We start from the raw sequence: 14,767 nt of genomic DNA, 5'->3' as shown, positions 1-14,767 counted from the left end.
GGTCAGAGAATGGGGGCGAAGAGCCGCGCGAGGCGGGCCTTCAGGCGGAAGAAGAACCCCGCTTCCTCGAGTTCCTTCTGGCGCACTTCGGAGGCACGGGCGAGGTCCTCCTCCAGCATCTCCTCGACCCGGCTCGCGAAGGTCTCGTTCTCGACGAGGATGCCAATTTCGAAGTTGAGGCGCATCGACCGGTTGTCGAGGTTCATCGTGCCGAGCAGGGCGAGGTCGTCGTCCACGAGCACGGCCTTCTGGTGCAGGAAGCCCTCCTTGTATCGGAAGATCCGGCAGCCGCTCTCGAGCACGTCGTCATGGAACGACCAGCCCGCGAAGTACGCGGTCTCGTAGTCCGCGCGCTCGGGCACGAGGATCCGTACGTCCACGCCGCGTAGTGCCGCGAGCTGAAGCGCAGAGAGCACCTGGTTGTCGAAGACGAAGTAGGGCGTGGAAATCCAGAGCCTCGTCTCCGCCGAGTGAAAGAGCGCGACGAACAGGAGGCTGCAGGATTCGAACGTATCCGCGGGGCCTGTGGGGAGGACGAGAGCGTTCCAGTCGACTCCGGACGGTGCGGGCTTCGGCTCCCAGTTCCACTCGGGAATCTCGTCCGTCGCCCAGTGCCAGTCCTCGACGAACGAGAGCTGCAGGGCCTGGACGGACGGTCCCTGGACCCGCGTGAACGTGTCGCGCCATGGCGACATCTTGGGGTCTCGCCCCATGTACTCGTCGCCGCAGTTGAGGCCGCCGACGAAGGCCGTTTCTCCGTCGACGATGATCAGCTTGCGGTGGTTGCGGAAGTTGAGCTGAAAGCGGTTGGCATGGCGCGTCGTCGAGAAGGGCTTGATCTGGACGCCCGCGCCCCGGAGCTCCGCCTTGTAATGCTCCGGAAGGTGGCGACTCCCTACCTCGTCGAAGAGAAAGAGGACCTCGACGCCGGCGCGCGCGCGCTCGATCAGCGCGTCCTTCATGTCCCGTCCGATGCCGTCATCGTGGACGATGAAGAACTGCACGGCGACGTAGCGTTCCGCTCGATCGATGGCGTCGAAGAAAGCCGCGAACGTCGCCTCGCCATCGATCAGCAGCTCGACGTCATTGCCGTGCGTGAACGGCAGCCGCACGATTCGTTCCAGGGCCACGAGCGAGGATCGCCCCTCGTCGCGATCGCAGATGTACTCGGCACCCGTCTCGTGCAGCTCCCCGACGATGCTGTCGAAGGGGGTGGGGCTGGTCAGCCTGGAGTCGATATAACCGTCGTACCGCCTGGGCCCGAAGACCCAGTACAGAGGGACTGCCAGGTAGGGGAGCAGGACCAGGAAGAAGATCCATGCCAGGGCTCCCTGGGGCGTCCGACCTGTCATCAGGACATGGACGGACGTGAGGAAGCCTGCGCCATGGAACAGGGCGATCAGGAGTCCGGCGAGGGTCCAGGTATCGGGCATGTTCGGTAGGGGAGCCGTGGGAGAGCACTGGTGGCGCGCGAAGCGTATCTGTTCTGCAGGAGGATTCGATGAACCGCCTGGAATGAGCTACGTTCTAGGGCAGATGAAGGACATGGACAGAACTGGAATCCAGCGGCGAAGCGTGGGAAAACGGGCTCTTCGAGTGAACGCGCTGGTGACCCTCACAGGCACGTTCTTGGCCGGTGGCATGGCCATTTCCTGGGCTGCCGCGTCGCCAGGGACGCTCTCCTCGATCGGGGACAGCCAATCGCCGCCACCTCAAGACGAGGTGGAGACCGCCGAAGCGGCGCTTGAGACCGCCTTTGCTGCGGCCGGGATCTACGTGGACCGCAAGGCTTCCGCCGTCGCCTTCCCCGTATCGGCGGAGGTGCGAAGCGAGTACCTGGAGTACGTGCTCGTGAATCCCCACGGAGCCATCCACGAGTCGCTGCTTGTCACCCCGGTCGGGGCCCAGGTGCTCGGCGCTGCGTTCCTCTCCATCGGGACGGAGGCGGGCAAGAACGTCGAATATGTCCCCAAGGATCCCCCGCCGACCCCCGAGGAGGCGCGCGCTGGCGCGAGGACCCACGACACGATTCCACCTTCCGGGAAGCCGCTCTACCTCTATGTCGCCTGGCGCGAGAGCGCGGGGGTGCCGAACCCGGTCACCGGCGAATTCCCCGGGGAGACGCTGCACTTCCATCGCCTGGAAGACCTGATCGTCGACCTCGAACGGGATCGGACTCTCAGGCGCCACGGGTGGGTATGGCTCGGATCGCGCATGCTGCCGCCCGCCAAGGACGGACTGCCAGAGCGCTTTGCCGCTGACGTGACCGGAAACCTGGCGTGCGTGAGTTTCTTCCCCCAGGGCGATACGCTCCTGACACCCGCGCTTCCCGAGTGCGAGTCCCAGACCTCCTGGGTCGCGAATCGCTGGCTCCTTCCGGCGCCCGGTGCTCCGATGTTGCTGATGGGCTCCACGGAGCAGCTGGCGGCGGTGCCAGAGTCGTTCGAGCTGGCCGTCCCCTTGATCCCGCCTGGTGACGCGGATCCGCGGCCAGCGTCGGGGACCGGGGAAGAAGGGGATTGACAGGGGGAAGCTTGGGTTCAGCTCCTTCGCAAACGGCTGGCGAGCTCCAGCTGGCAGGGGAGTCTCGCGCCGTGCGCTCGATGGCGGTGCTGGGACGCTCCGTTCTCCGGCGAGCGCGTCAGGCGCAGTGGGCCCGGGCGATCTGCGGCGGCATCGGGGTGGCGGCGCTTGCGCTGGCTCTCGCGATCGAGCGCGGCGCCAGTCTCGGGAACGGCGAAGCCCTGGGGCTTGCGGCCTTGCTGGGGCTGCTCGCGGTCGGCGCTTGGGTTCGATCCGAAACGGTGGAGAGTCGCGACGTTCTCCAGCGAGTGGACCAGCGTCTGCATCTGGCGGGCGCATTCCTCGCCGCCCACGAGAGCTGCGCGCGGACGCCGGAGTCCCCGGTCGCCCAGCTCGGCGCAGCGCGCTTGCTCCAGCGCATCCGGCCTGGCCAGGCCATCGAGGCGGCGGTGCCTCACACGCTCGGCTTCGTGGTCCTTCCGCTGATCGGGCTTCTCGTTCTCGTGCAGACGGTTCAGTCCAGGGACGGTCGGCGTGAGCTTGCGGGTCGCCGGAACGTGGAGGTGGGCACCGTCGCCGATCAAATCGGTGACATCGCGGACTCCGGAGCGGAGACGTTGACCGAGGAGCAGCGTGCGGAGCTCGCCGAGGTCGAGCAAAAGGCCAGGGAAGCCGCCCAGCAGGCGGCGGACGAGTCTCTCGACAGCCTCGAGGAGCGAGCCGCCGCGATCGAGGACTGGCGCCAGGAAATGAGAAAGATCGCCGACGAACTGGAAGCGCTCGCGCGTGAGGCTCCTTCCGGATCGAAGGTCGCAGACGACCTGAGCGAGGCGTCTGCCGCAGCAGCGGCGCTTGCGATGGACGCCAGCTCGCCCGATGTCCCGACGCCCGGCGATTCAACGGGACCAGAGGGCCTGGCCGGTCAAGGTGCCCAGCAGGGGGCCGTTGCCGGCGAGGCCGAAGGCGGGGGAAGCGGTTCGCCGACGGACTCCTCTTCTGACTCCTCGACTGACTCCTTTTCGGGCGAAGTCGGAGTGGGGGAACCCGCGATGGCGGCGTGGGAAGACAGCGGACCGCCAGGTGATGCTCCGCTGTCACAGGCGGCGGAGCCCCGCGGGGAAGGGATCGAGCCAGCTCCAGGCACCGTGCCGCCCTCACGCACCGTGGCGAGGCCCTCCGAGGAAGGGGCGGGCAGCGGTCTGCCCGGCCAGATCGCGGGAGCGGTACCGCCTTCCGAGGGTCTTCCCGGGGAGTCGGCGGCGCCTTCGGATCGTTTCGAGTCGGGGGAGGAGCGCCCGAGGGCGGCCGAGGAGGTCCTGCCCGTGCGCCCGTGGTGGTCGGGTCGCGACGACGCGATCGTCAGGGCGTGGCTCGCCCGCCAGTGAACCGTTCCGTCCCGACGCCAGGGGGGGAGCGACGGCGCGGGCGCAGACTCCTGGCAACGGCAGCTTTCTACCCGTCCCTGGCGGATCTTCCGACGGCCATCGTCCACAATGTTCGCCCTCCTACTCCGGCGACTGCTACCCAATCCGACGTGACCAGCGACTCCTCTTCGATGCCCGCCTCTTCCGATCGGCCCCCTTCCACAGCCACAGGGCAGGCTCCGTCGAATCTCGACCCCGGCTCACGCGGACGCACGGGGCTCTGGCTGGTCGGCGCGCGCGGCGCCATTTCGACCTGTGTCGCCTACGGCATCGCTGGTATCCGCCACGACCTGATCCCGTCGGTCGGGCTCCCCAGCGCCTACCCGCCGCTGTCCGGGCTGGACCTCGTCTCCCTCGATGACTTCGTGCTGGGGGGCCATGATGTCTGCACCCGGGACCTCTCGGCCTCGGCGGGCGAGCTGGTCGCCGCGGGTATTCTTCCCGCTGATCTCGTCTCGATGGTCCGGGATGACGCGGCGCGCTTCGAGGCCGCCATCCGACCTGGCATTCTCGACGTCGCTGAAACCGGGTTCCGTGATCTCGATCCCCGGGCTGCCGCGCTGGGAAGTCTCGCCCCCGCCGAGCAGAGCGCGGCCATCGAGGCCGACCTCGTCGCCTTCCGAGAGGAGCATGACCTCGATCGCGTGGTCGTGGTCTACCTCGCGAGCACGGAGGCCGCCGTGGCTCGCCAGGAAGCCTGGAACTCAGGCCCGGAGTTCGAGAAGGCCGTGGCCGCCGGTGTTCCGCAGCCCGCCTCGCTTCTCTACGCCTACGCCGCCATTCGCACAGGATCGCCCTTCGTGAACTTCACGCCCAGCATCGGCGCGAACGTTCCCGCGCTGATGGAAATGGCGGCGACGCTCGGCGTGCCGATCGCAGGCAACGACGGGAAGACGGGCGAGACGCTGGTGAAGACGGCGCTTGCGCCGATGTTCCGCGCGCGCGCGCTCCAGGTGCTGGCGTGGCAGGGCTACAACATGCTCGGCAACCGCGACGGAGAAGTCCTGCGAAACCCGAGCCACAAGGCGGCCAAGCTCGAGTCGAAGGACGCAGCCCTGCGTTCGATTCTCGGAGGCGCCACCGGCGCGACAGATGGGCCTCACACGCAGGTCTCCATCGACTACGTGCCGTCCCTCGGCGACTGGAAGACCGCCTGGGACTTCATCCACTTCGAGGGCTTCCTCGGCGCGAAGATGTCGATGCAGTTCACCTGGTCAGGCTGCGATTCGGCCCTGGCGGCCCCGCTCGTGATCGACCTCGCGCGCTTCGCGGATCTGGCGGCGCGCTCCGGAGAAAGCGGAGCGCTCACGCACCTCGGCTGCTACTTCAAGTCGCCGCTTCAGAGCCGTGAGCACGATTTTCATCGCCAGATGGAAGCGCTCTACGCCTACGCCCAGAAGCACACCGCCCGGTAGCCACGAACGGAATCCCCGCACGGCTCTCCTCCTCGCACGGTTCTCCTTACCGCACGGCCATGACCATCAAGCACACCGCTGACTCCTTCTCCGCGCTCGTCGACCGGCATCTGGCGGCGGCGAAAACACACCTCGAGACCCTGCGCGGTCTGCCGACGGACGCGACGGCCGAGACCGTCGCGCGGACCTTCGACGCCATCGGCGTGGAGGTCGGGGCCGTCACGGGTCTCGCCGAGATTCTCTCGGCCGTACACCCGGACGAGGGCGTTCGCACTGCGGCGGAGAGCGCGATCCAGCGCATGTCCGCCTTTACGACGGAGTTGAGCCTCGATCGGTCGGCCTACGAGCCCTTCAGTCGGCTCGATCTCTCGCAGCCGATGACGCCCGAGGTCCAGCGCTTCGTGGAGCACACGCTGCGCGACTACCGCCGCGGCGGCGTGGACAAGGACGATGCGACCCGCGAGAAGATCCGCGCCCTACAGGAGAAGCTCGTTCAGACCGGACAGTTGTTCGACCGCAACATCATGACCGGTGGCAAGAAGCTTCGGCTGGAGGGCGGGCACGCCGACCTCGTCGGGCTGCCCCAGGATTTCCTCGACGCGCACCCAGAAGATGCGGATGGCTCCGTCACGCTCTCGACGGATCCCACCGACTTCCTGCCGGTGCTCCTCTACGCCGAGCGCGACGAGACCCGCCATGACTTCTTCATGGTGTACCACACGCGGGCGTTCCCCGAGAACGATCCGGTCCTGAAGCAGCTGCTCGCCGAGCGGCACGAACTCGCCCAAACGCTCGGCTTCGAGCACTGGGCTCAGTTCAGCTGCGAGGACAAGATGATCGGCTCGGCCGAGGCGGCCCGCGAGTTCGCGATGAAGGTCACTGACCTGGCGAGACCCGTGGCGCGGGCCGAGTACGACGAACTTCTGGAAGAGCTGCGGACGCTGGACCCCGGCGCCGAGAGGGTCCGCCCCTGGCAATCGCGCTTTCTCATGGAGCGCGTCAAGCGGAAGAAGCACAGCTTCGACTCCCAGTCAGTGCGCCCTTACTTCGCCTACACGAGCGTCAAGGAGGGCATTCTGCGCACCACCGAGGCGCTCTTCGGCGTCGAGATCCGGCTAGCGAGCGACGAGCAAGGGGACGTTCACTTCTGGCATGAGTCGGTCGAATGCTACGACGTCTTCGAGAACAGCAAGCGCACGGCGCGGTTCTACCTCGACATGTTTCCGCGCGACGCAAAGTTCAAGCACGCGGCGATGTTCCAGCTCTACGCTGGCCTCGAGGGGGAGCGGCGTCAGCTACCCGAGGCGGCCCTCGTCTGCAACTTCCCCGAGCCGAAGCCCGGTGATCCTGCGCTGCTTTTGCACGATCAGGTCACCACGTTCTTCCATGAGTTCGGGCACCTGCTGCACCACCTGTTCGCCGTGAGCACCTTCAACGGGTTCGCGGGGATCGCGTGCGAGTGGGACTTCGTCGAGGTGCCCTCGCAGCTCTACGAGGAGTGGGCCTGGAGCGCGAGCGTCCTCCAGAAGTTCGCCACCCATCACGAGACGGGCGAGCCGATTCCCACGGAGCTCGTCGAGCGCCTGCGCGCGGCCGAGGAGTACGGAAAGGGACTCGGCGTCAATGGCCAGATGCTCTATGCGCTCTTCTCGCTGACGCTCTACGACCGTGATCCCGCGGGCGTCGAGCCAGGCGAGCTGATGGGGGACATGCAGCGGGAGCTCACGCTCTACGAGAAGGTCCCCGGCACGGCCATGCATGCGGCCTTCGGCCACCTGCACGGCTACTCCGCGAACTACTACACCTACATGTGGTCGCTCGTGATCTCGAAGGACTTCTTCGGCCAGTTCGAAGGCGACCTCATGGACACCACGACCGCGCGCCGGTACCGCGACGAGGTGCTGGCGCAAGGCGGTGCCGAGGACGCCTCCGAGATGGTGAAGTCCTTCCTTGGGCGCGAGGCTGGCTTCGCAGCCTGGGAAAGCTGGCTCAAGGCCTGAGGGATCATTTCGTCGGATCCTGGAAGGGGATGTTCGGGTCGGCCGCCATCTGCGCCAGAACGGTGGACTCGGCCTCTTGCATGAAGTGCTCGACGGCACGGATCCTCGGGTCCGACGCCTTGAGCCGTCGGCCCTTCACGTAGTGGATGCCTAGGCTCTCGAGCCCGTCACCGAGGATCTCGTCCAGTCGAGGGGAGGTCGTGATGGCCGAGCCGGGCCGATAGCCGATCTCCCGAAGAAGCTTCTCCATGGCGCGGCCGATGGAGTCTGCCGTTCCGTTGAGACAGGGTTCATGGTGGAGGATGTCGCCCGCGCCGGCATCCATCACGAGGAGCATTTGGATCGTGTCGCGCGTATCCATCATCGAAACGCACGTCGGACGGAGGTGCAGGATCCAGGTCCGCTTCTTACGGAGCGGACGACGGCGGAGTTCGCGATCGAGGCGCGCTGCAGGGAACGGCGCCATGCGAATGGGTTCGAAGGGCACGCGCTCCCAGGAAACGTCGAGGTCCTTCCCGGCGATCAGCGCATCGATCGAGCCTTCAACGCGGATCTCCAGGATACCCTCGTCCCGACGGGAGAGGTCGGTCGGCGAGAGTTCCGACGCGTTGAACGCCGTCAGGATCCCGTGGAACGCGAAGGCCAGGGTTTGCAGTTCCTCGGCGTCCGGCTGGTGCGGGGCCTTGCCCGGGTGACGTCCCATGGACTCGGTGCGCCATTTCGTCTGCACCCAGCCATCATCCGGATGGAAGCTCTCCGCGGCGCAGATCGCACAGCACTCATCCTTTTCGAACTCTTCGAAGTCCGGCGGCGGCGTCAGCGTCAGCGTCGTCCCGACGATATCGGCCTCCGCCATCGTCGTTCGACCCAGCACGGCGAAGGCCCTGGAGCTGAGCCCTCCGATCTGCAGATCGAGCGTGATTCCCCCGGGGCCCCCTGTACCAGGGAAGAAGGTGCATGCGACCGGGTGAGACCGGTCGGGTAGCTGCATCGAGATCATCGTCGGACGCTCGAAGAGCGCCAGCACGCCGGCCTCTTCGAGGTCGATCTCTAGATCCAGCACGCAGTCGTCGAGGAGGACCTCCCGTTCCGAATCATCCGCGTTCGCCTTGTGATTGGGGCCGCTTCCCTGCACGTGCCTCTCCTGTGTTCAAGATCCGTCGTCGAGGCTGCGAAGTGCCGCCTCCCAGGGATCCACGATCGGGTGGCATGCGGGTTGCGGCCTGAGACGAGCGAATCGTGAGAATCTCTGCTTCGGTCTGAATTTCCTCCGAGCGAAGGAGCACCTACTCTCTGTCTCGCCCTGAACCGGGTGTCTTCCCTCCGCTCCGAGCCGCCCGCTCCCGCCGCGAACCCCTGAATGTCCGCCGTGAAACCGTTCTTCTGCCTGCTGATCTTCTTTCTGTTCCTTCCCACCACGGGATTGCTCTCGATCGTCGGCCTGAGGACCGGTTCTGCGGAGTTCGTCCCCACCACCTTGCAGGCCCTTGCTGCTCCGGACGGAGGCCCAGAATCCCGCGTGCGCGTCGAAGGGTTCTTGATCCGACTCGGCTCTCCCAAACAGATTCGAGACGGTAAGGACTACGTGTTCCCGTTCGTCGACCGCGAAACGGCCGATCGAACCGTCGCAGAGGGCCAGTTCGCCTTCTCTGGACCAGGGCTTCCGGTGGTGGCGACCGTCCAAGGGGCGTCCCTCCCCGTCGAGGCGTTCGCGCGGCCTCCGGCTGGAACTTCGGAACCGCGCGCGATCCCCTACGTGCTCGAGGGCGTTCGGCGCGTGAGGTCGCTGAAGCCCTCGTCGAGAATCGCGCGCATCACGGGCCTCATGAACGGGGCGGAGATGGTCCTCTTGGACGGCACGGTCGCGTCCATCAGTCGCTTCGAGGGTATCGTCTATGGCATCGCCGCACTCTTCTTCCTGGCGCTCGGGGTCAAGCTCTTCCGGTCGTGGCGACGCGATCGTCGCGAAGCGCTGGAGCAGACGCGGCGCAGGATGGAGCGCTACCAGGCAGAGCGGCGAGCACGCTCCGGCGGTGCACCCACGGATACGGGCGCCAAGGCGACCGCGCCAGCTTCCGTCACGCAGGTGAGGCCGCGCCTTGGCTGGCAGATCCCGTGGAGCAAGATCGCGGGTGTCCTGATCATCCTTGGCATCGCGGGCGCGCGGCTGGGGAAATCCGTGGCGCCCGCCGCGGACAACGTCGCCCGCGGCGTGGCCCGGTCCGCGGACGAGGTGGCGTCTGCCGCTCGGGGCGCAGGAAAGGCCGCTTCGGACCTCCCTCCAGCGACCGGTCGAACCCTCGAACTTCCGTCACCTGGCGACCTCGCCCTGGAAGCCGCCGGGCAGATCCCGAACGTCAAGACGGCGACCGATGCGGTCAAGAACCTGAAACCCGGCGACGCTGGAAAGCCCGATCCGGGCCGCAGGTCATCCGAACGCGTTGACCTGACCCTGACGGTGGTCGACTCCATGGAGGTTTACGAGCCCATGGAATGGCCCGAGGTCGATGCCGTGCTCCCCGGGCTCCTCACGTATGAACTCACGAAGATCCGCAGCGTCGAGCAGGTGGAGGGCAAGATCTCCGGGATGCCTCGCGTTCAGCGGACCCAGACCAGCCGGGACCTGCCCGATCGCGACGCGGGCGAATTCACGCGGGTCTTTCTCCAGGAAATCGACGGGGGCGTCAGGCTGACCCAGGTCCTCTCGTTCGCGGACAAAGATGGTTACGTGGAGGTCGCTCGCGCGGGCGGGGACATGCGCTTCGTGGGCGGCGGGACCTGGGCCGCGCTTCTGGGAGGTGATGGGCCTCTCCTCCTGGAGTTTACCGAAGAAGGGACCGCGGAGTACGCGCGGAAGGCAGAAACGCTCATGGCGCGAGCCATGGAGGTCTCCCTGGCAAAGCAGGGCATGGGGGGTCTCACCGTCGAGTCCCACTACCGCCAGCCTCCGATCCAGGAGCTCTCGTTCGAGAAAGGTAAGCTCACGCTTCGTCAGCGCGGAAAGTCGGTCTTGGACCTGAGGGGGCGTTACCGGTGAAGCGTCGAGAGATAGGAGCCCCGCGTCCCCATCGGTCGCAGGCGTCCGGTCCTAAGTCGTTGATAGGAAAAGTCCTGATGCGCAAATCGTTGAATGCGGGCAATCTGAGGCCGTGTTTAGCGAAAGAAAGAATGAGGCGTGACGGTCTCTTCCCACGCACGCCTTCTCGCCGCCGGCTCCACGGGGCCCCTCCCTCATCATTCCCATGCAGCATTTCACCCGTTCAGGATCTGCGTCTCCGAGCGAAGGCTCCTCCCATGAAGGTTCCCGGATGGGGGAGGTCAACGCGGGCCTGCTTCTGGCCGTGGCCGGGGTGCTCCTCGGGACGGCGCTGACGGTTTCGGCTTTCCTCGTCAGCACCGCGAGGACGAGCGTGGGGGACCGCGCGACTTTGGTCCCGCTGGAGTCTGTCTGCTGCTCGCCTGAGGTCACTCCCGAGATGATTCTCGACGCCGAGACCCCGGTGGCGGCGGAGGCGATTCCCGTGAGCGTGATCGAGCCGGCGTCAGTCCGAAGCGCTGGAGTTCGAGACGCTGGACCGTGCGCGGCGGCGAACTGCAAGCAGCGCACCTCCCAGGCCAGCTCCACCGCCGGCTAGCACGCAGCCAGCGACCACCGAGGCGTCCATCGACAGATCGAACCGGAACGCCAGACCTGCCCCTACCGAAGCGCTCGCCAGACCGAGCGCCGGCGCCGCGACGAGGAAGCGCGCCATCGAGGCCGAACGGTCTCGGACCACCATCGCCGGGATCACGAGCAGCGCGAACATCGGGAGCGCGCCCACCGTGAGAGAGCCCGCGATCACGAGCACGGCCGTCATGGCGTGGAGCGTGAGGTCCGCCAGCCGCGGCCGCTTTCCTGCGGCGCGCGCGTACTCGGGGTCCAGCCCCGCCAGGGTGATGGGACGCCAGCCAGCGATCGTCGCGGCGAGCACGAGTAACGCGACCCCGCCGAGGACGGCCGCGTCGAACGGTCCGGTGCTGAGCGTTTCGCCTCCGAGGAGAGCGCCGACGTGGATGCCTCCGAGAGGAGAGAGCTGCGCGGCGAGCGCGGTGCCGCCGCTGGCGATCGCGAACGTTGCGGCGACGGTCGCGCCCTGATCGCCCCGGCCGCCGCGACCGCGCCGGGTCTCGAAGAGCCCGAGCGCAGCGACGACGAACACGGCCGCGCAGAGCGCCAGGTAGCCCCGCGACGGCTCCGCCGAGCCGTGGGAATGCCCGTCGCCCGCGACGGTCCACGGAAGGTCCTGAACGAACGGAAGCAGTGCAAAGCCGACGGCCACGCCGAAGGCCGCCACCTGGGGAAGCGCGATCCCGTGGAACGCCGTCCCGCGGGCGACGAGGAAGGCGCCGACGACCGGCGCGGTCAGCGCGACCAGGCCGAGCGCGATGAGCGGCCAGGTGAAGAGCTGGACGAACGTGCTCAGGTCCACGCCAGGACCTCACACTGGATGCCGCCACCGCCCGTGGTGATCCGATGGGTTTCGAGCCCGTGGAGTTCTCCGGGCTGGTGCGTCGCGTAGAGGATCGTGGCGCCTTCACGTGCACGTCGGGCGACCGCTTCGCGGACGAGCACGCTCGAAGCGTCGTCGAGGGCGCTCGTGGGTTCGTCGAAGATGAGCAGCTCCGCGCCCTGAACGAGCGCGCGCGCGACGAGGACGCGCTGACGCTGGCCGCCCGAGAGTTCGACGAAGCGGCTGGCGCCGCGCCCCGCGAGACCGAGGGCTTCGAGCGCCGCTTCGGCCTCGGTGCGCGCCGCGCGGCCGCGGCGCGCCGAGCCCGCGCTCGCCACTTCGAGCGCACTGACCGGATGCAGGAGGCCGAGCGATTCAGCCTGTGGCACCCAGCCCACGCGCTGGAAAGAGCGTTCGATCGCACCCGACTCCGCGGGCAGGAGCCCTGCGGCCGCGCGCAGGAACGTCGACTTGCCGCTGCCCGACGGACCGGTGACCGTGGCGAAAGCACCCCGCTCCAGCTCAAGGTCGATCCCCGAGAGCACGGTCCGGTCGCCGTAGCCGAGCGACACGCCGCGCATGGCGAGCGCCAGGTGGAGGGCCCGACTCAAGGCCGGCTGGCTCGCTGCTTGTCGGCGCCCACAGGCTCTGCCAAGGCGGCCTCGACGTCGACGCCGTACGCCTCCGCGATCAGCCGGATCGAGCGGTCCATCATGTCGATCCAGGTCATCTGTCCTTCGCCTCCGCCGACCATCACGGGCAGCTCCAGCACGCTGGCTCCCGTCGCACGGGCGACGTGGGCGCAGTTCTTGTTGTTGGACCACGGCGCCGTGAGGACCACCGGAATCCGGTCGGTCTTCACCGTCTCGATCACGTCGGCGAGATGGGAAGGCGTCGGCGGAAGGCCCGGGCGCGGCTCCAGGAACGCCGCGATCGGAAGCCCGAGTTCCCCGAGCAGGTAGTCGAACTCGCGGTGGTAGAGGCAGGCTTCCCGGTGCTGCGCCGCGATCGCCTCGGCGATCTTGCTCCAGCGCAAGCGAGCCTCGTCCTGGCGCCTCTTCCAGGTCTCGAAGCCCGCGCGATAGACCGTCTCGCCTTCGGGGTCGACGCGGATCAATCCGTCGCGCACGCGCTCGGCCATGTGCAGTCCACCGTTCATCGAGAGATTCACGTGCGGATTCCCGAGCGGGTGCACGTCCACGGCCTGGCCGCGATCCAGGGTGACGGGAACCTCGATCATCGTGAAGCCCTCGCCGGCGCTGACGAAGCCGTCCGTGCCCGGTAGAACCTCGCGATTGCGCGCCGTCTGAATCAGGCCTGGAACCCACGCGTGCTCCAGGCTCAGTCCGACCTGGAGGAAGAGGTCCGCCTTCGAGAGCGCGACGAGGTGCGAGGGTTTGACGCGCACCGCGTGCAGGTTCTGACCCGGCCGGGCGAGCGTTTCGACCTCGATTCGCTCACCGCCGATCGCGCGCGCGAGGTCGGCGAGATCGGGCAACGTCGCGACGACGCGGAGCTTCTCGTCACGCGGCTGAGCTTCCATCGTTCCCTGGGCGAAGGACGCAGGAACGAACGATGCGGCAGCGAAGACGAAGAGAAAGCAGTGGAAGAGTCGTATCACCAGTTCACCCCGTGGGCGTGCGGTCCGAAGAAGGTCGTCAGCTGGACGAGGAAGCGCGTGGAGTCCTCGGCGTCCTCGATGTCCGCGTGGCTCACGGCAAAGCGCAGTCGCGCGAACTCGGAGAAGTAGCGTGTGTAGTATGCGGTGAGCTGAAGTTCCTCCGTGGGATCCTCCAGATGCTCGAAGGAACTGACCAGGAGGCCATACGTGTTCTGGATATCCGCGCGGTGCTCGGCCCAGACGTAGTAGCCGCTCTTCGTATCGTCGAGGACGGTTGCCACGCCCGTCCCTGCGTCGAACTCGGCGCCCAGTTCCCCCGTGGCCACGAGATACTCCGCGCCGAAGGTCCATCCAGACAGGCCATCGTTCGAGTCGAAGCCGTAGGTCGCGTCGACGCCGTAGGTGGTCGTGGAAAGGTCCTCGATGGCCCCGCCGCTCGTCTCGTCCTCGAACGAGTACGAACCGATGTGGCGCGCGGAGGCGCCCCACTGGAAGACGCCGGTCTTGCCGACATCCATGAATTGCGTCATGCGAGCCGTGAGTCCGAGCTCGCTCGCCTCCTTGCGTTCCGGCTGGCCCACGGTCGGTTCGTCGGAGAGTTCGCCTTCGTCTCCGTGGCCGTGGCCGCCGAGTTCGAACTGACTGAAGAGGCCGAGCGAGGCACGCAGCGCCGACGACTCGCCGGTGGCCCACCAGTGATCGGCCTGCATACCGATGCCGGGAAGTTCCTCGCCGAGGTACTCCGCGAGCACGCCCGGACGATCCGGGTAAGGCAGGTCGTGGAGGTGGGCCTGCATCTGCTTGCCGAAGTCGACGAAGAAGCGTCCGAAGCGGAGCGTCGTGTTGTCCTCGAAACCGGAGTACGTCACGGCCGCTTCCTCCAGCGTGACTTCCTCGTCCGCGTACACGATCACCGCGTAGCCCCACCAGTTCGGATCGACCCGCCCGTTGACGGTCATCTCGAAGCTACGCAGGTAGAGGTCGAGTCCTTCGGCCTCGTCGTCATCGGTCACGATGTAGTCGCCGAATCCGTCGAGCAGTGCACCGATCGCGGGATTGAAGTCGTTGGAGAAGCGGTCGATCTGGCCGGACGCGGCCCAGATCGGCATGCCGGGGGTCTGGAAGGTTGCGCCCTGGGCGAAGGCGGTCGTGGAGCCGACGACGGTGGCCGCACCGGCGGCGAGGATGGCCGGAAGAGGTCGCTTGATCCGTGGAGGAGTGGGTTGCATGGGCAGAAGTCTCCCTTTCGGCCCAGGGCCCTGCTTGGACGCTTCGACAACCGTGCAAGTGTGGG

At 67.2% G+C, this 14,767-nt stretch carries 11 protein-coding genes; 5 read left to right on the top strand and 6 right to left on the bottom strand.

Features of this window, described 5'->3' with window-relative positions; all coding sequences use genetic code 11:
• Positions 1-2: 2 nt before the first annotated feature.
• Positions 3-1,433: a cardiolipin synthase gene (gene cls, locus Poly30_RS20950; protein WP_145201896.1), complete on the bottom strand. Its 1,431-nt coding sequence runs from the start codon at positions 1,431-1,433 to the stop codon at positions 3-5.
• Positions 1,434-1,515: 82 nt separating this feature from the next.
• Between cls and Poly30_RS20945 the strand changes: the two genes are divergently transcribed.
• The 4 genes from Poly30_RS20945 to Poly30_RS20930 all read left to right on the top strand — a co-directional run bounded on the left by Poly30_RS20945 (position 1,516) and on the right by Poly30_RS20930 (position 7,362).
• Positions 1,516-2,523, top strand: a complete 1,008-nt coding sequence (locus Poly30_RS20945) for a YdjY domain-containing protein (protein ID WP_145201893.1) — start codon at positions 1,516-1,518, stop codon at positions 2,521-2,523.
• Positions 2,524-2,534: 11 nt separating this feature from the next.
• A complete protein-coding gene (locus Poly30_RS20940; RefSeq protein WP_145201890.1) occupies positions 2,535-3,908 on the top strand; it encodes a hypothetical protein in 1,374 nt (457 codons plus the stop codon).
• A gap of 149 nt (positions 3,909-4,057) precedes the next feature.
• Positions 4,058-5,362: an inositol-3-phosphate synthase gene (locus Poly30_RS20935; RefSeq protein WP_145201887.1), complete on the top strand. Its 1,305-nt coding sequence runs from the start codon at positions 4,058-4,060 to the stop codon at positions 5,360-5,362.
• A 59-nt stretch (positions 5,363-5,421) separates the two neighbouring features.
• Positions 5,422-7,362, top strand: a complete 1,941-nt coding sequence (locus Poly30_RS20930; RefSeq protein ID WP_145201885.1) for a M3 family metallopeptidase — start codon at positions 5,422-5,424, stop codon at positions 7,360-7,362.
• 4 nt (positions 7,363-7,366) lie between these two features.
• Here the strand turns inward: Poly30_RS20930 and Poly30_RS20925 are convergent, their stop codons facing one another.
• Positions 7,367-8,497: a hypothetical protein gene (locus Poly30_RS20925; protein ID WP_145201882.1), complete on the bottom strand. Its 1,131-nt coding sequence runs from the start codon at positions 8,495-8,497 to the stop codon at positions 7,367-7,369.
• A 234-nt stretch (positions 8,498-8,731) separates the two neighbouring features.
• Between Poly30_RS20925 and Poly30_RS20920 the strand changes: the two genes are divergently transcribed.
• Complete coding sequence (locus Poly30_RS20920) at positions 8,732-10,399, top strand: hypothetical protein (protein WP_145201879.1); 1,668 nt, start codon at positions 8,732-8,734, stop codon at positions 10,397-10,399.
• Positions 10,400-10,904: 505 nt separating this feature from the next.
• Here the strand turns inward: Poly30_RS20920 and Poly30_RS20915 are convergent.
• From Poly30_RS20915 to Poly30_RS28750, 4 genes are read right to left on the bottom strand one after another with little or no spacing between them, the layout of a single operon-like run.
• The gene (locus tag Poly30_RS20915) at positions 10,905-11,831 is read right to left on the bottom strand and encodes a metal ABC transporter permease (RefSeq protein ID WP_145201876.1); all 927 of its coding nucleotides are present in this window, start codon (positions 11,829-11,831) and stop codon (positions 10,905-10,907) included.
• The gene (locus Poly30_RS20910; RefSeq protein WP_145201873.1) at positions 11,822-12,463 is read right to left on the bottom strand and encodes a metal ABC transporter ATP-binding protein; all 642 of its coding nucleotides are present in this window, start codon (positions 12,461-12,463) and stop codon (positions 11,822-11,824) included. The genes Poly30_RS20915 and Poly30_RS20910 overlap by 10 nt, the downstream gene beginning before the upstream one ends.
• On the bottom strand, positions 12,460-13,473 hold the full coding sequence (locus Poly30_RS20905; RefSeq protein ID WP_419190444.1) for a metal ABC transporter substrate-binding protein: 1,014 nt from the start codon (positions 13,471-13,473) through the stop codon (positions 12,460-12,462). The genes Poly30_RS20910 and Poly30_RS20905 overlap by 4 nt, the downstream gene beginning before the upstream one ends.
• The gene (locus tag Poly30_RS28750; RefSeq protein WP_419190443.1) at positions 13,470-14,702 is read right to left on the bottom strand and encodes a hypothetical protein; all 1,233 of its coding nucleotides are present in this window, start codon (positions 14,700-14,702) and stop codon (positions 13,470-13,472) included. Before Poly30_RS28750 ends, Poly30_RS20905 begins: the two co-directional genes overlap by 4 nt.
• Positions 14,703-14,767: the final 65 nt, after the last annotated feature.

The organism is Saltatorellus ferox, assembly GCA_007751475.1.
Classification (GTDB): domain Bacteria; phylum Planctomycetota; class UBA1135; order UBA1135.
This window is presented reverse-complemented; position numbering and strand designations above follow the sequence as displayed.